This window comes from Klebsiella pneumoniae complex sp. WS1778, assembly GCF_049472055.1.
Taxonomy (GTDB): Bacteria; Pseudomonadota; Gammaproteobacteria; order Enterobacterales; family Enterobacteriaceae; genus Klebsiella; species Klebsiella quasipneumoniae.
In genome coordinates, this window is record NZ_JBKGTJ010000003.1 from 125,583 (window position 1) to 145,762 (window position 20,180).

Annotated in this window: 24 protein-coding genes, 1 other RNA gene and 1 pseudogene; 7 read left to right on the forward strand and 19 right to left on the reverse strand. The window is 56.7% G+C overall.

Translation table 11 applies throughout. The features are described from left to right. Nucleotides 1–53: 53 nt before the first annotated feature. Genes dolP through ACLEXF_RS15130 form a run of 4 tightly spaced genes read right to left on the reverse strand, consistent with a single transcriptional unit; the run spans nt 54 to nt 3,707 of the window. Nucleotides 54–629, reverse strand: a complete 576-nt coding sequence (gene dolP, locus ACLEXF_RS15115; RefSeq protein ID WP_002918214.1) for a division/outer membrane stress-associated lipid-binding lipoprotein — start codon at nt 627–629, stop codon at nt 54–56. Nucleotides 630–638: 9 nt separating this feature from the next. Next, nucleotides 639–1,229, reverse strand: coding sequence for a DnaA initiator-associating protein DiaA (gene diaA, locus ACLEXF_RS15120; RefSeq protein ID WP_002918211.1), 591 nt, complete (start codon nt 1,227–1,229; stop codon nt 639–641). Nucleotides 1,230–1,254: 25 nt separating this feature from the next. Then, a complete protein-coding gene (locus tag ACLEXF_RS15125; protein WP_004206155.1) occupies nt 1,255–1,641 on the reverse strand; it encodes a YraN family protein in 387 nt (128 codons plus the stop codon). Further along, nucleotides 1,599–3,707 carry a penicillin-binding protein activator gene (locus tag ACLEXF_RS15130; RefSeq protein ID WP_407259583.1) on the reverse strand — a complete coding sequence of 703 codons (2,109 nt, stop codon included), beginning with the start codon at nt 3,705–3,707 and terminating at the stop codon, nt 1,599–1,601. The genes ACLEXF_RS15125 and ACLEXF_RS15130 overlap by 43 nt, the downstream gene beginning before the upstream one ends. 63 nt (nt 3,708–3,770) lie before the next feature. Between ACLEXF_RS15130 and rsmI the strand changes: the two genes are divergently transcribed. Further along, complete coding sequence (gene rsmI / locus ACLEXF_RS15135) at nt 3,771–4,634, forward strand: 16S rRNA (cytidine(1402)-2'-O)-methyltransferase (protein ID WP_004144878.1); 864 nt, start codon at nt 3,771–3,773, stop codon at nt 4,632–4,634. Nucleotides 4,635–4,833: 199 nt separating this feature from the next. Here rsmI and garD read toward each other — a convergent pair whose 3' ends face one another. Beyond that, nucleotides 4,834–6,405 (reverse strand): galactarate dehydratase, encoded by a 1,572-nt coding sequence (gene garD, locus ACLEXF_RS15140; RefSeq protein ID WP_004206139.1) that lies wholly within the window; start codon nt 6,403–6,405, stop codon nt 4,834–4,836. A gap of 564 nt (nt 6,406–6,969) precedes the next feature. Between garD and garL the strand changes: the two genes are divergently transcribed. From garL to rnpB, 4 genes and pseudogenes are all read left to right on the forward strand, one after another. Beyond that, the gene (gene garL / locus ACLEXF_RS15145) at nt 6,970–7,740 is read left to right on the forward strand and encodes a 2-dehydro-3-deoxyglucarate aldolase (RefSeq protein WP_004206138.1); all 771 of its coding nucleotides are present in this window, start codon (nt 6,970–6,972) and stop codon (nt 7,738–7,740) included. 26 nt (nt 7,741–7,766) lie between these two features. Next, nucleotides 7,767–8,657 carry a 2-hydroxy-3-oxopropionate reductase gene (gene garR / locus ACLEXF_RS15150; RefSeq protein WP_004206137.1) on the forward strand — a complete coding sequence of 297 codons (891 nt, stop codon included), beginning with the start codon at nt 7,767–7,769 and terminating at the stop codon, nt 8,655–8,657. 71 nt (nt 8,658–8,728) lie between these two features. Next, nucleotides 8,729–8,874 (forward strand): annotated as a pseudogene (locus ACLEXF_RS15155) (glycerate 2-kinase); the annotation flags it as partial. Between the two features lie 32 nt (nt 8,875–8,906). After that, an RNA gene (gene rnpB / locus ACLEXF_RS15160) (RNase P RNA component class A) lies at nt 8,907–9,289 on the forward strand. A 109-nt stretch (nt 9,290–9,398) separates the two neighbouring features. Here the strand turns inward: rnpB and ACLEXF_RS15165 are convergent. Further along, nucleotides 9,399–9,863 carry an OB-fold putative lipoprotein gene (locus ACLEXF_RS15165; RefSeq protein WP_043520971.1) on the reverse strand — a complete coding sequence of 155 codons (465 nt, stop codon included), beginning with the start codon at nt 9,861–9,863 and terminating at the stop codon, nt 9,399–9,401. Between the two features lie 422 nt (nt 9,864–10,285). Between ACLEXF_RS15165 and ACLEXF_RS15170 the strand changes: the two genes are divergently transcribed. Further along, nucleotides 10,286–10,588, forward strand: a complete 303-nt coding sequence (locus tag ACLEXF_RS15170) for a Spy/CpxP family protein refolding chaperone (RefSeq protein WP_335895596.1) — start codon at nt 10,286–10,288, stop codon at nt 10,586–10,588. A gap of 73 nt (nt 10,589–10,661) precedes the next feature. Here ACLEXF_RS15170 and ACLEXF_RS15175 read toward each other — a convergent pair whose 3' ends face one another. Further along, nucleotides 10,662–10,829 carry a hypothetical protein gene (locus tag ACLEXF_RS15175; RefSeq protein WP_004206134.1) on the reverse strand — a complete coding sequence of 56 codons (168 nt, stop codon included), beginning with the start codon at nt 10,827–10,829 and terminating at the stop codon, nt 10,662–10,664. 24 nt (nt 10,830–10,853) lie between these two features. Next, nucleotides 10,854–11,555, reverse strand: coding sequence for a pirin family protein (locus ACLEXF_RS15180; RefSeq protein WP_004206132.1), 702 nt, complete (start codon nt 11,553–11,555; stop codon nt 10,854–10,856). 104 nt (nt 11,556–11,659) lie between these two features. Between ACLEXF_RS15180 and ACLEXF_RS15185 the strand changes: the two genes are divergently transcribed. Continuing rightward, nucleotides 11,660–12,556 carry a LysR family transcriptional regulator gene (locus tag ACLEXF_RS15185; protein ID WP_004144865.1) on the forward strand — a complete coding sequence of 299 codons (897 nt, stop codon included), beginning with the start codon at nt 11,660–11,662 and terminating at the stop codon, nt 12,554–12,556. 40 nt (nt 12,557–12,596) lie between these two features. On the opposite strand, the gene ACLEXF_RS15190 is transcribed toward ACLEXF_RS15185, so the two are convergent. From ACLEXF_RS15190 to ACLEXF_RS15240, 11 genes are all read right to left on the reverse strand, one after another. Next, nucleotides 12,597–12,965 carry a DUF805 domain-containing protein gene (locus tag ACLEXF_RS15190; protein WP_017900662.1) on the reverse strand — a complete coding sequence of 123 codons (369 nt, stop codon included), beginning with the start codon at nt 12,963–12,965 and terminating at the stop codon, nt 12,597–12,599. Nucleotides 12,966–13,091: 126 nt separating this feature from the next. Next, nucleotides 13,092–14,078, reverse strand: coding sequence for a glutathione S-transferase family protein (locus tag ACLEXF_RS15195; RefSeq protein WP_004206129.1), 987 nt, complete (start codon nt 14,076–14,078; stop codon nt 13,092–13,094). 76 nt (nt 14,079–14,154) lie between these two features. Then, nucleotides 14,155–14,547: a DoxX family protein gene (locus ACLEXF_RS15200; protein WP_002917920.1), complete on the reverse strand. Its 393-nt coding sequence runs from the start codon at nt 14,545–14,547 to the stop codon at nt 14,155–14,157. A 350-nt stretch (nt 14,548–14,897) separates the two neighbouring features. Continuing rightward, nucleotides 14,898–15,194, reverse strand: coding sequence for a YqjK-like family protein (locus ACLEXF_RS15205; protein ID WP_423265787.1), 297 nt, complete (start codon nt 15,192–15,194; stop codon nt 14,898–14,900). Next, nucleotides 15,191–15,589, reverse strand: a complete 399-nt coding sequence (locus ACLEXF_RS15210) for a phage holin family protein (protein WP_023291093.1) — start codon at nt 15,587–15,589, stop codon at nt 15,191–15,193. The genes ACLEXF_RS15205 and ACLEXF_RS15210 overlap by 4 nt, the downstream gene beginning before the upstream one ends. A 2-nt stretch (nt 15,590–15,591) precedes the next feature. Further along, nucleotides 15,592–15,897, reverse strand: coding sequence for a DUF883 family protein (locus ACLEXF_RS15215; RefSeq protein WP_002917916.1), 306 nt, complete (start codon nt 15,895–15,897; stop codon nt 15,592–15,594). Nucleotides 15,898–15,942: 45 nt separating this feature from the next. Then, a complete protein-coding gene (locus ACLEXF_RS15220; protein ID WP_004206124.1) occupies nt 15,943–16,311 on the reverse strand; it encodes a DUF1090 domain-containing protein in 369 nt (122 codons plus the stop codon). Nucleotides 16,312–16,460: 149 nt separating this feature from the next. Next, nucleotides 16,461–16,838, reverse strand: a complete 378-nt coding sequence (gene mzrA / locus ACLEXF_RS15225) for an EnvZ/OmpR regulon moderator MzrA (protein ID WP_074186567.1) — start codon at nt 16,836–16,838, stop codon at nt 16,461–16,463. Between the two features lie 8 nt (nt 16,839–16,846). Continuing rightward, complete coding sequence (gene yqjA, locus ACLEXF_RS15230; protein WP_004206121.1) at nt 16,847–17,509, reverse strand: DedA family general envelope maintenance protein YqjA; 663 nt, start codon at nt 17,507–17,509, stop codon at nt 16,847–16,849. Nucleotides 17,510–17,850: 341 nt separating this feature from the next. After that, entirely contained in the window at nt 17,851–18,627 is a 777-nt protein-coding gene (gene exuR, locus ACLEXF_RS15235) for a transcriptional regulator ExuR (RefSeq protein ID WP_004206120.1), read from the reverse strand. A gap of 130 nt (nt 18,628–18,757) precedes the next feature. After that, nucleotides 18,758–20,059 (reverse strand): MFS transporter, encoded by a 1,302-nt coding sequence (locus tag ACLEXF_RS15240; RefSeq protein ID WP_004206119.1) that lies wholly within the window; start codon nt 20,057–20,059, stop codon nt 18,758–18,760. Nucleotides 20,060–20,180 lie beyond the last annotated feature (121 nt).

Consider the following 20,180-nt stretch of genomic DNA (forward strand, 5'->3'; position numbering starts at 1 on the left):
GGACAGGGGGCGGTGGCCCGGCTAAGCGTAGCGCCAGCCGGGAAATTGCAGCTTTATTTAATGTAGGTAAAGGCGGTGGTCACCCGGGACACACCGCTCACCCGGCTGGCGATATCCGCCGCCGCGCGGCCTTCACGGTCGGTCACCAGTCCCATCAGGAAGACTTCGCTGTTTTCCGTGGTCACCTTCACGTTCGAGGATTTGACCTGATCGGTGCTCAGCAGCTGCGAACGCACCTTGGTGGTAATCCAGGTATCAGAAGAGGCGGTGCCTAAACCAATCGGCTGGCCCTGGCGCACTTCGTTAAACACTTCCGTGGTTCCTTCCACACCCATGGCGATTTGCTTGGCGCGGGCAGAGAGATCCGGCGTCGGCGACTGACCGGTCAGCAGGACTTTGCCCTGATAAGCGGTAACGTTGATGCGGGCCTGTTTCTTAATCTGTTCATCTTTCGACAAGGCGCTATTAACGCGCAGTTCCAGGGTGCTGTCATCGACCTGGGTTCCCACCGTACGCGGGTCCGTTGCGGCTTTAGTGCCGACTGCTGCCGTTCCGACTACCGCGGCGGCAACGCAGCCCTGCAGCAGTAGTGCTGAAAGCAGGATGGCGAGGGGCGAGAGAGCCTTCATGTGTTCTCCTTAATCGTCCTGGTGTGGAAAAAGAGTGTTATCTATCAAATCGCACAGACAGTTGACGGTCAGCATATGCATCTCCTGGATACGCGCGCTGCGGTGTGAGGGGATGCGGATTTCGACATCCTGCTGACCTAACAGGCCCGCCAGCTCACCGCCGTCATAGCCGGTTAACGCGACGATGGTCATGTCGCGGGTCACGGCGGCTTCCACCGCCTTGACGATGTCCCGACTGTTACCGCGCGTGGAGATTGCCAGCAGCACATCGCCAGCGTGTCCCAGGGCGCGCACCTGCTTGGCGTAAATCTCGTCATGCAGGCGATCGTTAGCGATGGCAGTTAAGACCACATTATCGGTGTTTAGTGCAATGGCGGGTAAACCAGGGCGTTCCGTTTCAAAACGATTAATCATGCTGGCAGCAAAATGCTGTGCGTTGGCGGCGGAAGTGCCATTACCACAACAGAGGATTTTGTTGCCGTTGAGCAGGGACTGCACGAGCGTCATCGCCGCCCGGGAGATGGCGTCCGGGAGTGCTTCTGCTGCGGCAATTTGGGTTTGAATGCTTTCGGTAAAGCAGGCTTTGATTCTGTCGAGCACGGGATCCCTTACTTCTGGTATTACGCTATTCGCCAAAGGCGTTTTTTAGCCATTGGATGTCGTTTCCGGTGAAGGCTACCACATCGAAACGGCAATCCACAGTCTCAAAGCTCCCATTCTGTCGGCAGAGCCACAAACGGGCGGCTTTAAGCAGGCGTTGCTGTTTTTGCGGGGTGACGCTGGCCGCCGCGTCACCGTACAGAGCGCTGCGGCGATAGCGCACCTCGACAAAGACGGTGACGGCGCCGTCGCGCATAATGAGGTCAATTTCGCCGCCACGCTCGCGAGCATTGGCGGCAATAAAACGCAGGCCCTGGCTTTCCAGCCAGCGGCGAGCACGGTTTTCCCATGCATCGCCGGTCTGTTTGCTTAGCTGGCCGGGACGATTTGTCCCTGCTGGTATTTGAGCCATGACAGTTTCCTGGTAATCACGCAGTCCTGAGTCGCCGTCAGATCGCCGGTATTCCCGTTCAGCTCGAAGCCCGGCGTCTGGCGCATTTGCGTGAAGTGGTTTGCCAGCGACCAGGCGTCAGCGCCCATCGCATACAGACGCACCAGCGAGTAGTCATTGCGCACCGCAGACAGCGCCTGCTGCATCAACGCCGGGTTGCTGCCAGCCAGCATCGGGATTTCGCTATACTGCAGGCCTTCCATCTCCAGACGGAAATCCGGACCTGCGGTGCCCTGTGCGCTGCGCGAGCTGGCGTACAGGGTGACATTGCTCTGGCTGCCGTTGCGCATCGCGATCATGGGTTTGATATAGCCAATCTGTTCCGGGGTGGCGAGGATATAGGCCGCGTCGACGCTGCCGCCGCTGCTAACCGGCATTTCATCCGCCGTGCCGAGGACGCTGTTCTGCGCTGATGGCAGGGTGGAGACCGGGGTGCCGCTCAGCGCAATGCCCCCTCCGCCGTTAACGCCGGCGCGCAGCTCCGCCGTGGAGCCAAAACGCTGCTGCAGGACGCTGGCGCCGCCCAGCTTCAGCCACTCGTCGGCAAACGCGTTGACCACACGATCGCCCAGCGCGCCGCGCGGAACCAGCAACAACGGCGTCTGTTTGCCCTGTTGATGGATGTGTCGGGCGGCGTCACGCGCTTCGTCTTCCGGTGACAGCGCGAAATAGCAGATATTAGCGCGGCCTTCGACCTTCTCCGGCTGGTTGAGCGCCAGCACGTTGAGCGGCGTATTGCTCTTGAGAACATCTTCGACATTCTCTTTTAGCAGCGGCCCGACGACCAGGGTGGCGCCGTCCTGCTGAGCCTGGGCAAGGAGCTGGCCGATCGGCTGGCTGGTGGTATCGTAAATTTTCAGTTCCGCAGAGGGATTGGCGGCGGTGGCGACCACTGGCTGCGGCTGTGCGGCCGGGGCGGTGACCGGCTGGGTGACCGGGGACGCGGTGGTCTGCGGCGTGGTGGTCGCTTCCGGCGCCTGAGCCGCCGGCTCCGCCGCTGGCGTTGCCTGAGTTTGCGCCGGGGCCTGCACCGGTTCAGCGCGACTTCCGGCAGCCGTCAGATCGCTAATTTCCGCCTGCGACGGGCTTACCACGTCATCGTTACCGGACGTGTTCGCCGCCTGAGCGACCTGAGCGGGAACCGCGCTGCCCGTCACCGACGGCGCGCCGTTTTTGGCGGCTTCGAAGCCCTGCTGGATGGTGCGGCCGAAGATCGAGGCCTGGCCGTTCAGCGGCAGGAAAAGCGCAATCTTGTTGATGGAGGCGGGCTTATAGTTTTGCATGTTCACCAGCGCCGTTGGCAGCATTTTGGCGCCAGGGTTTTGCGGGTAGCGCGTCTGCCAGTCTTTGACGCCGGCTTTCAGCAGTGTGGGATCGTTGCGGTTGTCAAACCACATCCGCTGCAGATCCAGCCAGCCCTGGAGGGTGTTTTCATCGGCATTGATCACCAGCGCATTGGCCTGATCCTGGGTCATCGCAGTCAGCGCTTGCCAGGTCGCGTCAATATTTTGCTGGCGCTGTTTGGCATCGCTCAGCAGCGACTGCTGGGCGATTAAGGCGCGCAGCAGAGTCACCGAGGGTTTGCCCTGGCTGGCATCGATTTGCGCCTGCCAGTAGCGCGCCTGCTGAGGCTGCTCCAGGCTTGCCGGGTCAAGCTTAGCCAGCAGAGTACGGGCCCCCTGATAGTCGTTCTGCGCCAGCTTTACTTCTATTGCCAGCAGTGACTGTTCACGGGCCTGGGTGCTGTCCAGGTTGGACGGCAGCTGGTTAAACAGGTCGATGGCCTGCTGCTGCTTTCCTTCCTGCAGCAGTGCACGAATGGCGAGTAATTGCCAGTTGGTCTTGCTATCATTCGTGCTTTGCTGCATCTGCTGCAAGTAGAAACTGGAGTTGGCCTGCGACGTACCCTGCATAAACGCCGTGCTTTGATCCTGCGTGTGGGTGCCGCAGCCAGCAAAAAGAAGAGTCGCCAGCAATACGGGCAGACAGCGCGCGGGCTTAGAACGAAGAAATGTTGACGGTACCATAAGTGTCCAGTGATATTTTTTTGGCTCAATGCTCAATATTAAATCGGCAATACGGACGAGACAATGAAACAACACGAATCAGCGGATAATTCTCAGGGGCAGCTCTATATTGTGCCCACTCCGATAGGAAATCTGTCTGATATCACGCAGCGCGCACTGGAAGTGTTGCAAGCCGTTGATTTAATTGCTGCGGAGGATACCCGCCACACCGGTTTGCTGCTGCAACATTTTGCGATTAACGCCCGTTTATTTGCGCTTCACGACCATAACGAGCAGCAAAAGGCGGAAACACTTCTCGCTAAACTGAAAGAAGGGCAAAACATCGCGCTGGTCTCCGATGCGGGCACGCCGCTGATTAACGACCCAGGCTATCATCTGGTGCGTACCTGCCGCGAAGCCAATATCCGCGTCGTGCCGCTGCCGGGTCCTTGTGCGGCTATCGCCGCCCTGAGCGCCGCTGGCCTGCCTTCCGACCGTTTCTGTTATGAAGGCTTCCTGCCGGCGAAATCGAAAGGCCGTCGCGATACCCTTAAAGCGCTGGAAGAAGAGCCGCGCACCCTTATCTTCTATGAGTCGACCCACCGGCTGGTGGAGAGTCTGGAAGATATCTGCGCGGTACTGGGAGAATCTCGCTATGTGGTGCTGGCCCGCGAGCTGACCAAAACCTGGGAATCGATCCACGGCGCGCCGATTGGCGAGCTGGTGGCGTGGGTCAAGGAAGACGAAAACCGTCGCAAAGGCGAGATGGTGCTGATCGTCGAAGGTTTTAAGGCGCAGGAAGAGGCGCTGCCGGCAGCCGCGCTGCGGACTCTGGCGCTGCTGCAGGCGGAACTGCCGCTGAAGAAAGCCGCCGCGCTGGCCGCGGAAATCCACGGCGTGAAGAAAAATGCGTTGTATAAGTATGCCCTGGAGCAGCAGGGGGAGTGATCCTGTAGACCCAATTGAAGTCTGGCAAGCAGCCCTTCAGATAGTGGAGGGCGGCTTGAGCGTCATCCGACATGTCGGAAGAAATGTCGGAAGAAATGTTGGATGAAAAGTGCAGCCCCGCCTTCCTTGCCGCACGGCCCCCCTAACCAAACAGCCTGGATAAATCCTGGCTAAAAAGGTTAAAGCCTTACGCTCTCGATCAGGTCACCGGCGCCGGGTTAAACACCGCCAGCTGGTTATGCAGACCCCATTGATCGGAGAAGGTTTTCTTGCGTCCGCTGGCGACGTCGAGAATAAATTCGAACAGCTTCAGCCCCACCTCCTCAATCGTCTCTTCGCCGGTGGCGATGGTGCCCGCGTTAATGTCCATTAAGTCATACCAGCGGTTAGCCAGCTCGGTGCGAGTCGCCATTTTTATCACCGGTACCGCCATCAGTCCGTAAGGCGTGCCGCGGCCGGTGGTGAACACCTGCACCGTGATGCCAGAGGCCACCTGCTGGGTGCCGCAGACAAAATCGCTGGCGGGGGTGGCGGCGTAAATCAGGCCACGTTTGGTCGGGCGCTGCCCGGGGGAAAGCACCTCAACGATGGCGCTTTTTCCTGATTTGGCAATCGACCCCAGCGCTTTTTCCACCACGTTGGCCAGGCCGCCTTTCTTGTTACCGGGTGAGGGGTTGGCGCTGCGGTCGGTTTTGCCCATATCGAGATAGTTATCGTACCAGGCCATCTCTTCCAGCAGGCGTTTACCCACCTCTTCGTTGATCGCCCGCGGCGTCAGCAGATGGATAGCGTCGCGGACTTCGGTCACCTCTGAGAACATCACCGTCGCGCCGCAGCGCACCAGCAGATCGGAAGCGTAACCCACCGCCGGGTTGGCGGTCACGCCGGAGAAAGCGTCGCTGCCGCCGCACTGCATACCCACCACCAGTTCAGAAGCCGGGCAGGTTTCCCGCTGACGCTGGTTGAGTTTCGCCAGATGGCGCTCGGCGACCTGCAGAATGTCATCGACCATCGATTTAAAGCCCACGTGCTTTTCATCCTGCAGGCTGACGATACTGGCGCTGTCCACCGGGATACTTTTGACATCTTCCGTCCCCTGCAGCAGCCGCTCGGGCTGCAGCTTTTCACAGCCAAGGCCAATGACCATCACTTCGCCGCCGAAGTTCGGGTTAAGGGCGATATTGTGGATGGTGCGTATCGGCACCACCGCCGCTGGCGCATTAATCGCTACGCCGCAGCCATAGAGGTGATTCAGACCCACCACGCCGTCGACGTTGGGATATTTCGGCAGCAGGTCGCGTTCAATGAGTTTCACCACGTAATCGACCACGCCCGCAACGCAGTGCACGCTGGTGGTGATACCCAGCAGATTTTTGGTGCCCACGCTGCCGTCGGCATTGCGGTAGCCTTCGAAGGTATAGCCTTCCAGCGGCGGCAGCGGGGCCGGCACTTTGGTGGCCAGCGGCAGGGTGTTCAACGGCGGTGCGGTGGGCAACGCCACTAACGACTCGTCAATCCAGCTTCCTTTGGGGATGTCGCGCATTGCCAAGCCAATGACTTCTCCGTAACGGATAATTTCACCGTGGGCTGGGATATCCACCAGGGCGACTTTATGACCCTGTGGAATGTGCTCGATGAGCGTCAGGCCGTCCGGGAAACGCGTTCCGGCGGTTAATCCCCGATCGTTGACAATAATCGCCACATTATCTGTCGGGTCAACTTTTATATAAAACGCGGTAGGCGATTGTTGTCGAATTGAAATATCAGCCATTGTCCAGTTATCTCCAAACAGGTGCTAAAAATATCATTAAATGGTAATTCTGGCGTTGTTAAGCAGAATAATGAAATAAAGCATGTCAGGTGTGTCGGCGTGAAGATGTGATCTGAATCACTCCTTGTCGCCATGGACGCGCGCGGAGGGTGGGGAATCGTAAGAAGTGTGGATTAGCGCCCATAGCTTAAGGCGATTGCCCAACTAAGGCTTTAAAAAATGTGTTTATATTGTGTTTATGCATAGTGTCTGGCGAGTGGGAGCTGACTATACTGAGTCGTGTTTTTGTGACGTCCGATATGCGCATGGTTTGCCTTTTAATCGCGGGTTAATAATTTAGCAGTCACCTAACGAATATTAAAAGATGGTTAATTTGCGATGGGCTTACATTTTCCGGACTCAAGGGCAGGAAATAAAAAAGGACACCCATTCGCTGGTTTATTCTGCGGATAATATTTGGGGTCAGGCGATACGCTTTTCCAGCCTAATGGGGCTCTCTCGCCGGGCTGGTGATATAACGAATGAATTGCAGAAGTTAGCAACGATTAACGCAAGGTAAAAATCATGGATAACGCAATTTTCCCGAACAAATTTAAGGCCGCGCTGGCGGCTCATCAGGTGCAGATTGGCTGCTGGTGCGCGCTGGCCAATCCGATCAGCACCGAGGTGTTGGGTCTGGCGGGTTTCGACTGGCTGGTACTGGACGCGGAACATGCGCCGAACGACGTCACCACGCTTATCCCACAGCTTATGGCGCTGAAAGGCAGCTCCAGCGCTCAGGTGGTGCGCGTGCCGACCAACGAGCCCATCATCATTAAGCGCATGCTGGATATCGGCTTCTATAACTTCCTGGTGCCATTTGTCGAGACAGCGGAACAGGCGGCGCAGGCGGTGGCTTCTACTCGCTACCCGCCGGAAGGGATCCGCGGAGTCTCCGTTTCCCATCGCGGCAATATGTTCGGCACCGTGCCGGACTACTTCGCGCAGTCCAATAAAAACATTTCCATTCTGGTACAGATTGAGAGCCAAACCGGGGTGGACAACGTCGAGGCGATTGCCGCGACCGAAGGTGTCGACGGCCTGTTCGTCGGCCCGAGCGACCTGGCCGCCGCGTTAGGTCATCTGGGCAATGCCGCCCATCCTGAGGTGCAGCGCGCCATCCAGCATATCTTCGCCAGCGCGAAGAAGCACGGTAAGCCAAGCGGCATTCTGGCGCCGGTAGAGGCCGATGCGCGGCGCTACCTGGAGTGGGGCGCCACTTTTGTCGCCGTCGGCAGCGATCTGGGGGTCTTCCGTTCCGCAACCCAGAAACTTGCTGATGCCTTTAAAAAATAATCACCAGGATGAAGAGAGAGAACAATATGACAATCAAAGTGGGTTTTATCGGTCTTGGCATTATGGGCAAGCCGATGAGCAAAAATTTGCTGAAGGCGGGTTACTCGCTGGTGGTGTCTGACCGTAATCCGGAAGCGATTGCCGACGTGATCGCCGCGGGCGCAGAGACCGCGGCCACGCCGAAGGCGATTGCCGAGCAGTGCGATGTGATCATCACCATGCTGCCGAACTCGCCGCATGTCAAAGAGGTGGCGCTGGGGGAAAACGGCATTATTGAAGGCGCGAAACCGGGCACCGTGGTGATCGACATGAGCTCTATTGCGCCGCTGGCCAGCCGGGAAATTAGCGAAGCGCTGAAGGCCAAAGGTATTGATATGCTGGACGCGCCGGTAAGCGGCGGCGAACCAAAAGCGATCGACGGCACCCTGTCGGTGATGGTCGGCGGCGACAAGGCGATCTTCGACAAATATTACGATCTGATGAAAGCGATGGCCGGCTCCGTGGTGCATACCGGCGACATTGGCGCGGGCAATGTGACCAAACTGGCCAATCAGGTGATCGTCGCCCTGAACATCGCTGCCATGTCCGAAGCGCTGACCCTGGCCACCAAAGCCGGCGTCAATCCGGATCTGGTTTATCAGGCGATCCGCGGCGGTCTGGCGGGGAGTACCGTGCTGGATGCCAAAGCGCCGATGGTGATGGATCGTAACTTCAAGCCGGGCTTCCGGATCGATCTGCATATTAAAGATCTGGCCAATGCGCTGGATACCTCCCATGGCGTGGGCGCTCAACTGCCGCTGACAGCGGCGGTAATGGAGATGATGCAGGCGCTGCGTGCGGACGGTCTGGGCACCGCTGACCATAGCGCGCTGGCATGCTACTACGAAAAGCTGGCGAAAGTGGAAGTGACTCGCTAACAAGAAGAGCCCCTGCGCGGCCTGGTGGTTATGCCTGGTGCAACAGTGCCAGACTGCCACGGCGGGGCGAGCATGGACGCGGTATTGATGCCGTTTCCGCGTGTTAACCTCAGTTGTGACGCAGGAAGCGGCGTTTCGCGGCGCGTTTGATAATATTTATCATGCATCGCGCAATATCGCCGCCACCCTGCTGGTCGGGATGACGACAGAGGGATGACAACGGGCGGTAAACCCACTATACTGCGCGCCGAAGCTGACCAGACAGTCGCCGCTTCGTCGTCGTCCTCCTTCGGGGGGAGACGGGCGGAGGGGAGGAAAGTCCGGGCTCCATAGGGCAAGGTGCCAGGTAACGCCTGGGGGGTGTCACAGCCCACGACCAGTGCAACAGAGAGCAAACCGCCGATGGCCCGCGCAAGCGGGATCAGGTAAGGGTGAAAGGGTGCGGTAAGAGCGCACCGCGCGGCTGGTAACAGTCCGTGGCACGGTAAACTCCACCCGGAGCAAGGCCAAATAGGGGTTCATAAGGTACGGCCCGTACTGAACCCGGGTAGGCTGCTTGAGCCAGTGAGCGATTGCTGGCCTAGATGAATGACTGTCCACGACAGAACCCGGCTTATCGGTCAGTTTCACTCCTTAGAAAACCCCGCTTCGGCGGGGTTTTTGCTATCTGAATCCGTGACGCGAATGAATGACTGTCCACGACGCTATACCAAAAACCCGCGGCTTACCGGTCAGCTAGCGTTATTTAACCACCTTAGGATTCTGTAGCGTCGGTACCGTAGAATCTTGCACCTGATGAACCTGGCCGATAATCGTGGCGATGCTGCCGTTGCTTAAAGACTCGACGTCTGCGCTGTTATGCGATCCAAAATTAAAGGTCAGACGTTTATCCGTTTTATTCTGCTCGTCGCGCATGGTCACGATAAAATAGTAGCTGCCGGCGATGCCGCTCATTCTGCGAATGTCGACAATCACGCCGCGCACTTTAACCCATTTACCCAGATAATCGCTGCTGGCCTTCGCCGGATTGAGAGTAAACGGCTGCAGAAACTGCGCGACGGAATACGTTTGCATCGAAGCGACGGCGTCATCTCCCGGCTGAAATAATTTATCGCCTGCGGAATAAAAGGCTTTAGAGGCCAGGCCGCAGCCGCTTAACAACAATATGAAAAATACCAACGGTAATACACGAAAGCGTAATAACATACCTATCTCCCTATTTATTTTTTTAATGATATCCCTGATTCACTGGATAACGTGATGTGCGCTGATTAAATTAAAGAAAAAGTCACCACTGTCAACTATTTGATCTGCTTCTTTAATTGAAAGTAATGAGTTAATGTTGTTGTATGGAGTGTACGAATTAACATAGTGACCTCATTCATGTAATCAATGTGTTTGGTGTTTTTATTCTTATCACGAATTAAAATAATCTTTAGGTATTATTTTTTACAATTATTCACTCCCGGCTGTAAAATAATAAACCGCTATTTCTGGCAATTTCACATCAGGATAAGACAATGAAATTAATAACCCGTATTGCGTTCGCCACCCTTCTGACCAGCGGTTTCTCTCTGACGGCACAGGCCGCGGACGTGCAGGCGGCGCCAGCGCCAGCGTAGGATCCTATTGTCCAGCACTTAAAACTCACCAGCGATCAGGTGGCGAAAATTAAAAGCCTGCATCAGCAGCTGGAAAATAATGTGCAGCAGATTTCACAGCAAGACATTAAAGATGGCGCGCTGATTAACGTGATTGATTCCGGTAAATGGAATGAGAAAGCGGTGAAGGATCAGCTGGCGGCTTTCAGTAAAATTGATCAACAGGTACGTTATTATCGCGTGAAGTACTATTTTGATGTGAATCAGGTACTGACACCCGAGCAGCGTACCCAGGTGAAAAAAGATCTTGCCGACGCGCTGAGTGAATAATGCCATCGGCCCCTTTCGGGGCCGATATAAGTGGGAAGTCATCAAGGATAGCCGAATAATCCATACTGCAGGTTCAGGCGAGACTTTCTTCATCCCGCAGGCGAATCTCCGCCTCGGCAACAATGGCTTCCAGTTCGCTAAGCATCTCATCATAACCAAAGCTGACGACGCCGACGGTTTCCGGCGGCGTCGGGGCTAGCGGCGTCGGAGACGCCTTTTTTCTGTTTTTCTTCTTACTCACTGACAGACTCCATCACTTCCGTTGTTACACCGGTAAATCTATCAGCAAAGCGCGCAGCGGCGTATCGGCGACGAGGGTAATGTTAGCTTCGTCACGAATAAATGCTCCATCACCACAGGTGAGAGCCTGTTTTGGTTGTTCCTGCGCGACGGCATGGACCGTGCCGTGGATCGACTGCAGGTAGGCGCGTGGCCCATGCAATTGCACGTTGATCTGCTCACCTTTTTCCAGCGCGATATGATAGACCCAGGCTTGCTGGCGAAGCTGGAGGCTATTATTCCCCCCATCCGGTGAGGCCAGCAGCTGTAGCGGCGCGTTGGCGACCTCGATTTTCTGCTGCAACGGGTTTTCCCGCTGCGGGCAGGCATCAAGCCACAGCTGCATCCGCGTTAACGACTGCTCTTTGCTCAGATTATGCTCGCTATAGCTCACGCCAGGCTGGGTGGCGATCAGCAGTGCTTCACCGGCTTTGGCCTGCACGTGGTTGCCGTCGCTGTCGCGATACTCCGCTTCGCCTTCCAGAATCAGGTTCAGGATATCGACTTTTGGGTACGTTCTGGCCTGGAAGGAAGCGCCTGGCGCCAGCACTTCCTGATTGAGAACGCGTAAGGACGCGAAGCCCAGTAATTTCGGGTCGAAGTAGTGGCCAAAGGAGAAGGTGTAGCGGGCCTGCAGCCAGCCGAAGTCTGCTTGTCCGCATTGTTTGGCTGTTCGGGTAGTAATCATGTTCTTGACCTCTCTTTACACTAAATCAATGGTAAAGGTATGGACGCTGTATTGTTAGCCAGATATTCTGCCCGGTATGTTCAAATTTCCTGAATGAGAAAGCGATGGCCAAAGAGAGAGCATTAACGCTGGAAGCGTTACGCGTGATGGATGCGATCGACCGTCGCGGGAGCTTCGCTGCCGCGGCTGATGAGCTGGGACGCGTGCCTTCCGCCCTGAGCTACACCATGCAAAAACTGGAGGAGGAGCTGGACGTGGTGCTGTTTGACCGCTCAGGTCATCGCACAAAGTTCACCAATGTCGGACGGATGCTGCTGGAGCGCGGGCGCGTGCTGCTCGAGGCGGCGGACAAGCTCACCACCGACGCCGAAGCCCTGTCACGCGGCTGGGAAACTCACCTGACGATCGTCACTGAAGCGCTGGTGCCCACGCCGGATCTGTTTCCGCTGATTGAGAAACTGGCGACCAAGTCCAACACCCAGCTGTCGATTATCACCGAGGTGCTGGCCGGTGCCTGGGAGCGGCTGGAGCAGGGGCGGGCGGATATCGTTGTCGCGCCGGATATGCATTTTCGTTCCTCCTCGGAGATTAACTCGCGCAAACTCTATTCGGTGCTCAGCGTGTACGTCGCGGCGCCGGACCACCCGATCCACCAGGAGCCTGAACCGCTCTCTGAGGTCACCCGCGTGAAATACCGTGGCGTCGCGGTGGCGGATACCGCGCGCGAGCGGCCCGTTCTCACCGTTCAGCTGCTGGATAAACAGCCGCGCTTAACGGTGAGCACCATTGAAGATAAGCGCCAGGCGCTGCTGGCCGGGTTAGGCGTGGCGACCATGCCCTATCCGCTGGTGGAGAAGGATATTGCCGAAGGACGCTTGCGGGTGGTCAGTCCGGAATATACCAATGAAATTGACATTATCATGGCCTGGCGACGGGACAGCATGGGCGAAGCGAAGTCCTGGTGCCTGCGCGAGATCCCTAAGCTTTTTGCCGGCAGATAGTCGAGAACGCTCCTCCCGCTAGCGGGAGGAGCAGGAAGATTTAGTATGAAAAGGGTTTTGGATCGGGGCCGAATCGGTTGTTGCCTTCCGTTCCGCGCTGGCAGTTAAAGATCAGAATCACCAGCCAGCCGATGACCGGGATCAACAGCAGCAGCAGCCACCATGCCGAGCGGTCGGTGTCGTGCAGACGCCGAAACTGCACCGCCCACCACGGTAAAAAGACCAGTATGCCATAGATGGTCGTCAGAATGCCTTCGCCGCCCGCCCGCTGCCAGCCCAGCATTTTATCGATGATGCTCAATACGCCGGTCAGGATGAGGTTGACCAGAATAAACATCCAGTACTCTTTGCGCCGCGCACGGCCGCCAAATCCTATATAGTTTTTTAATACCTTGAGATACCAGTCCATTTCTACGCCTCAATTAACCGTCAATCACTTGTTTTTTAAGCGATCGCAATAAGAATAGACGTGAATGAATGGTGGGTAAATATCTGTTTTCTGAATTATTGGGCGCCATCACTGGCGCCCGACGGATCAACGGAAGCGCTGGTCGCGACCGTGCGGTTCGCTGAGATCCTGCTGCGGCCCAATGGAGATGATGCCGGTAGGGTTAATGGTTTTATGGCTGCGGTAATAGTGGTGACGAATATGCGGAAGACTCACCGTCTCCGCGATACCCGGCATCTGGTAGATGTCGCGCAGAAAACCGTAGAGATTGAGATAATCGCTGATGCGTCGTTTGTCGCATTTAAAATGGGTCACATACACCGGGTCGAAGCGTACCAGCGTCGTCCACAGGCGAATATCCGCTTCCGTCAGCTGATTGCCCGTCAGGTAACGATGCTGACCGAGGATCTGCTCCAGCCGCTCCAGTGAGGTAAACACCGCATCCACCGCTTCGTCGTAAGCCTGCTGACTGGTGGCAAAGCCGGCTTTATACACGCCGTTATTGACGTTGTCGTAGATCCAGCCGTTCAGCTCATCAATTTGTTCCCGCAGCGCCGGCGGGTAGTAATCCCCGGCTCTGGCGCCCAGGCCATCGAAGGCGGTATTAAACATACGGATGATTTCTGCCGACTCATTGCTGACGATGGTCTGCTGTTTTTTATCCCAGAGTACCGGGACGGTGACGCGGCCGGTGTAGTGCGGGTCGGCGTGCAGATACAGCTGATAGAGAAAATCGTGCTGATAAAGGGTGTCACCGGTGGCTTCCGGGAAGCTGTCGTCAAAGGTCCAGCCGTTTTCCAGCATCAGCGGATGGACCACGGAGACAGGAAGAAAGGGCTCCAGTCCTTTCAGCTTACGCATAATTAACGTGCGATGCGCCCACGGGCAGGCGAGAGAGACGTACAGATGATAGCGATCTTTTTCCGCCGCAAATCCCCCTTCGCCACTCGGGCCGGCCGCGCCATCGGCGGTGAGCCAGTTACGGAAGGCGGAAACGGAACGCTTAAAACGCCCACCGGTGGATTTTGTGTCATACCAGGTATCCTGCCAGACGCCGTCGACTAATTGTCCCATCTTTGTTCCTCCTTCTGACTTCAGATAGCAAAAGCGAGGAGTGGTCTCCTCGCTTTTTTCATTCAGTATAGTGCGCTTACCATTTCTTATTCAGTACACGGTCGATGCTGAATGCGCCCGGTCCGGTAATGGCCAGCAGCAGGTAACCGCCAGCGATGGTCAGGTTTTTCATGAACATCAGGGAGTTCACGCCTTCCGCAAAGTTGCTGTGGAACAGGAACGCGGTCAACAGGGTAAAGCCTGCGGTGAACAGCGCGGTGGTCCGGGTCAGGAAACCGAACAGAATCGCCAGTCCGCCGCCGAATTCAAGGAGGATGGTCAGCGGCAGCAGCGCACCCGGTACGCCCATGGCTTCCATATACTGCTGGGTTCCCGCATAACCGGTGATTTTGCCCCATCCTGCAGTGATAAACAGAATCGGCATCAGAATGCGCGCTACCAGTACACCAACATCTTCTAATTTTTTCATTTCTTACTCCAGAAAACCCAAAGGGCGGCGGTTTTGTTTTTTAGCGCAATCCCGCGTAGTTACACGGTGTTGCTGTCGATGGAGAGGATAGTAGCGAGGCGGAGAGGGAATTGTTAGCAAGGAAAACTGTAGATCTAGTTCAAAGTTTCTGAGTAATCGGCAAGAGGGGGGCGAAAGATTCCTGAACGCGATAGATCACTACCGCTCCTGGTATAGGCCTGGCCAGGCGGGTAAGAGGACTGGCTGACCGCGGATGGCGGCCAGGAGGCAAGCTGTTACGAACGGCGTTGCGTATCGGGCAGGGAAGTGGCAGAGCGGGGCGCCGGGAAAAGCGCCCGCGCTCCGGGCGGCTAGCGGACTGTCGACTGGCGCATAATCCCGCGGACCAGCCGCCAGGTACTCCATAAACCCAGTCCGCGTTTGGTCCAGCGCATTAAAAAATGCGGGTGCCGTACGGACCACACGGCCATCAGACCGCTGCCTACCATCAGCCACGAACGTAAACTGAGCAGCGTATGCCAGCCTCGGTCTAAGGGCGCAGTCGCATCCAGCCAGTGGCGGCGACAGGCGCTCAGCTCCAGCCGTTGCTGCTGGATCTGGCGCAGCAGTTGCGCCTTTTGCCGTTCACACTCCTGTCGGCCATTCATGGTTTATCTTCCTCCAGAAGGGCACGGTCGTTCTCCAGCTCTCTTCGCGTGAGGCGCAGCAGCGTGGAGCGTCGCGCCTTACGTAAGGTAAGGATTCCGACAATCGCGGCGGCGAGTAGCAGCACGACGGTGGTGGCGATCATGACGTGCAGGCGGTACTGAGCGTCAACGGCCCAGATAACCAGCACCAGCAGACTCATGAGGCCAAACGCGGCAAACAGCAGCGTCAGTCCGGTCATGATCAGCAACTGGAAGAGGTTGGCTTTCTCCTCCTCCAGCTCCACGACGACCAGGCGCAGCCTTGTTTCCACCATTTCGACCAGCAGCGTAACGATACGCTGGCCAATGGAGAAGACGCGCTGACCCGGCCCCTGCGTGTGTTGTGTATTCGCCATAATCAGCGACGCGACAGCAGGACACCCAGCACCAGCCCGACGGCGGCGCCAATCCCGACCCCAGTCCACGGATTTTCGCGAACATAATCATCCGCTCGCGCGGCGGTCTCACGAGTTTGACGCAAAATCGCTTCGCTGGTCTCACCCAGGCGGGCGCGGCTCTCTTTCAGCGCGCTCTCCGCTTTACTGCGCAGTTTACCCATCTCTTCTTTCGACTTGTCCGCCGAGGAATTCAGTACTTCCTCCAGGGTGTCCGCCAGCGTTTTCAGTTCTGCACGAAGGTCGTCAGTCACATTCTCTTTAGCCATGTCGTTCTCCTGTAGCGTGGTCCGTATTGCGAAAGTTAATGGTGATTAGTAATCCCGAGACTCCAGCGTTTTCAACTCCTGTTGCGCTTCATTGAGTTTATGCTGGCGTTTGTTGATTTTGTCCGCATCGCCTTTCTTCCGGGCTTCCTGCAGATCGCGCTGACGTTCAGCGATCTCTTCCCGCTGTTTGGCAATTTTTTGCTGATGATCGGCTTTGAGTTTACTGTCGCTGCAGTTCTCCCGTACCTGACGTAGCGCGGTATTTAGCCCATCAATGCGACTTTGATTGTGATGCTTTTCGGCATAGCTGATCTCTCGTTGAATATCCTGCTCTTTTTCCTGGCAGGGAGAGGCGGCTATGGCGCTGGCGCTAAGTGAAGACAGGGCCAGAAGCAGAGCGATGCGGTGTTTCATGGATAGTACCTTCCATTGTCTTAGGGTATACCCGGAGGATAAACCCGTTCCCGTTGGTAAACGTGAATGCGTTGATTCACGCAGGTTTAAGCATAGTAACAAATGCGGGAAACCACCAGACTGTGTTGAAAACGCAGTCTGGTGGCCGTTTACCCGAGCCGATGCGGCGCGTCACGCAGGCGGGATAACCAGGCGGTGGGCGAGTTATCGTCCTCCAGCAAGGCGATAATATAACCATGTGGCAGAGCGCGACCGAGAACCTCTTTCGCCGCCGCGCCCTGGGCGGTGGAATCAAACTTAATCAGCAGGCCATCCTTTTGCGGCGTAATGCTCTTGAAGCGGATACCGTTAGCGTCGAGGTGATGCCAGACGGAGAAACCATCCGGCATACTGACGCCCTGGCCAACCGGACGGATCGCCAGCGTGGCCTCCTGCTGCTGAACCGCCAGCCAGAGCCAGAACAGCGAGCAGAGCAAAAGAGAGCCACCCAGCAGCCAGCTGAGCTGGCGCAGGGAAGGGCGTTTTATGACCATCATCAGCCCCGGCTTCTGTATTTTTTCTTCCACAGCACCACCAGCGAGCCGATCAGTCCGAAGACCAACAGCGCAACCGGCAGGAGCATCAGGCAGGACATCAGCTGATCTTCATACTTAAGGAATACCGGGGTTTTGCCCAGCAGATAGCCCAGCGAGGTCAGGATGAGCACCCACAGTAGGCCGCTCATCCAGTTAAAGAACTGAAAGCGGGCGTTATTGAGACCGGAAAGCCCGGCGATGGTCGGCAGCAGCGTGCGCACGAAGGCGATGAAGCGGCCGATCAGCAGCGCGGAGAGGCCATGCTTATGAAACAGGTGATGCGCGCGCTGATGATAGTGAGAGGGCAGATGCGACAGCCAGTTTTGCACGATCCGTGTGTTGCCTAGCCAGCGCCCCTGGATGTAGCTCAGCCAGCAGCCGAGGCTGGCGGCGGCGGTGAGCAGCAGCAACGTTTCCGGAAAGCCCATCGCCCCTTTGGCGATCAGCACGCCCACGAGCACAAGCAGGCTGTCCCCCGGCAAAAACGCGGCAGGCAGTAACCCGTTCTCAAGGAACAAAATCATAAACAAGACAAAATACAGCATGCCAATCATGGAGGGATTCGCGAGCGTTTCGTAATCCTGAGCCCACAAGGCATTCAATAACTGGGTTAATAGTTCCATTCACGATTCCTGGTACATCGGTTAACGGCACGTCTGAGCGCGTGGCATGTAGGGCGACAAGATTTTTATGAGATTATGGTCGCTGCTTCGGCGCTCTGAACGCTTCCCTGTATAAAACTGAAGTAAGTCAATACCTACTCCCAGAACGGCAAAATGCATCTAATTGTAACAAATCGCCTGACTTTCCGTCAGAGAAATTGCAATGTGTTGCTCGTTGATTTTGCTGATTGCGGCGATGTGAGGCGAGAGGATTTACACAGGCTGACACTATATATGTTTTGCTTACCTCAGCCTGCCTGGGGAACAGGCGCGCAGGGGCCGCGCGCCGGGGGGATAAAGGCTTATTTCGCGCCGTTGGCCGCCGTATCGAGATGAACCACCGGGTTTTCGGCAAATAAGTAGCGATCGGCATTAAATTCAAAGTCGTCGCTGGTTTCGTTAAACAGCATTTGCTTGGTATTTTCCAGATGCTGCCACATCGCCAGTTTGGCGGCGTTCGGATCTTTTCGCAGCAGAGCCTTCAGGATCTGATCGTGGTCGTCGCACCAGTTATCGACGGTGCGCAGGTCAATATGCTCATGCAGCTTTTTCCAGTACGGGTTATGCACGCGCTGGGTCCACATTTTTTCCACGATCGCCGCCAGGGCGCTATTCTGCGTGGCCAGCGCCACCTGGACATGAAACTGCAGATCCCACTCGGAGTCGCGGAAACACTTCTCGTTGCGCGCTTTCTCCTGAATCTCCATCAGCTTCATGATGTCCTGCTTGGTCACCTGAGTGGCCGCGAATTCGGCGATATTGCTTTCAATAAGCTGCCGCGCCTGCAGCAGCTCAAAGGGGCCATAGTTGGCGAACTCAAGGCTTTCATCGGCCACTTGCTGGTATTTCGGATGGTTAGAGATAACGTGAATGCCCGACCCTTTGCGGACTTCGACATACCCTTCCACTTCCAGCATGATAATGGCTTCACGAACCACGGTGCGGCTAACGTTTTTTTCATCGGCGATAAAGCGCTCGGCGGGCAGCTTATCCCCTACAAGGTAGACACCTTGTTCGATGCGCGTCTTCAGCTCAGCGGCAAGCTGCTGATAAAGACGGCGTGGTTCAATGATTTCCATATTCGCTCCCGCAAGATGGCGACAATATTCGATTTGTTATACCACTTTTACGCGATTTCCACCACTGGCAGGGATGAAAAAGCCGCCTGAGAAGGCGGCTTGGCAGGCGATCACCTCAGCATAAGCGTCTCTAACTCTGGGTGGCCGGTTTGCGGCTGCTAAGCGGCGGCGTGTCATCGTCAGCCGGTTTGTTTTTCAGCACCGTCCAGATGACCAGCGCGCCCAGCAGGTCAAAGACCGCCAGTACGGCAAACAGCGGGCTGAAGCCGATGGTGTCTGCCAGCGCGCCGACGACCAGGGCGAACATGGTGCTCGCCAGCCAGGCGGCCATCCCGGTCAGACCGTTGGCGGTAGCGACTTCGTTACGGCCAAAGACGTCGGAAGAGAGGGTAATCAACGCCCCGGACAGCGCCTGGTGAGCGAACCCGCCGATGCACAGCAGGGCAATCGCCACGTACGGGCTGGTGAACAGGCCGATCATCCCCGGGCCAATCATCAGCAGGGCGCCCATGGTGACCACCATTTTACGCGACACGATCAGATTGACGCCGAACCAGCGCTGGAACAGCGGCGGCAGGTATCCACCGACGATGCAGCCGAGGTCGGCGAACAGCATCGGCATCCAGGCGAACATGGCGATCTCTTTCAGGTTAAAGCCGTAAACCTTAAACATGAACAGCGGGATCCAGGCGTTAAAGGTACCCCAGGCCGGCTCGGCGAGAAAACGCGGCAGGGCGATACCCCAGAACTGACGGTTGCGCAGGATCTGCCACGGCGACATTTTCTTCGCGTTATTGGTCTGGTGTTGAGACTCCTGGCCGCCAATGATGTAGTCGCGTTCTTCGTCAGATAATTTCTTCTGATCGCGCGGGTGTTTGTAGAAGATCAGCCAGGCGATGGCCCAGGCGAAGCTCAGCACCCCGGAGATAATGAACGCCATCTGCCAGCTGTGCATGACAATCGCCCACACCACCAGCGGCGGCGCGATCATGGCGCCGATAGAGGAACCCACGTTGAAGTAGCCCACTGCGATAGAGCGCTCTTTCGCCGGGAACCATTCGGAGCTGGCTTTCAGCCCGGCGGGGATCATCGCTGCTTCCGCCGCGCCCACCGCGCCGCGGGCCAGCGCCAGGCCACCCCAGCTGCCGGCGAGGGCGGTCGAGCCACAGAATATCGCCCAGGCGATAGCGAAGAAGGCATAGCCGACTTTAGTCCCCAGAATATCAAGGACATAGCCTGCGACAGGCTGCATGACGGTATAGGCAGCGGAATAGGCTGCAATGATATAGGAGTACTGTTGGGTCGAGATGTGTAACTCTTCCATCAGCGTCGGCGCGGCCGCCGCCACGGTGTTACGGGTCAGGTAGCCCAGCACGGTGCCCAGCGTCACCAGTGCGATCATGTACCAACGTAACCCTTTAATTTTACGCATGTAAACCTCATCGTCTGTAATTTCTCCGCACCAGGTGCGGCCTCTCCTGACGGCGATACGCGGTCGGGAAAGCGAAACGGAGGGTTCAGGAGGGCGGTCCCCTCTGGCCCGAACCTTACCA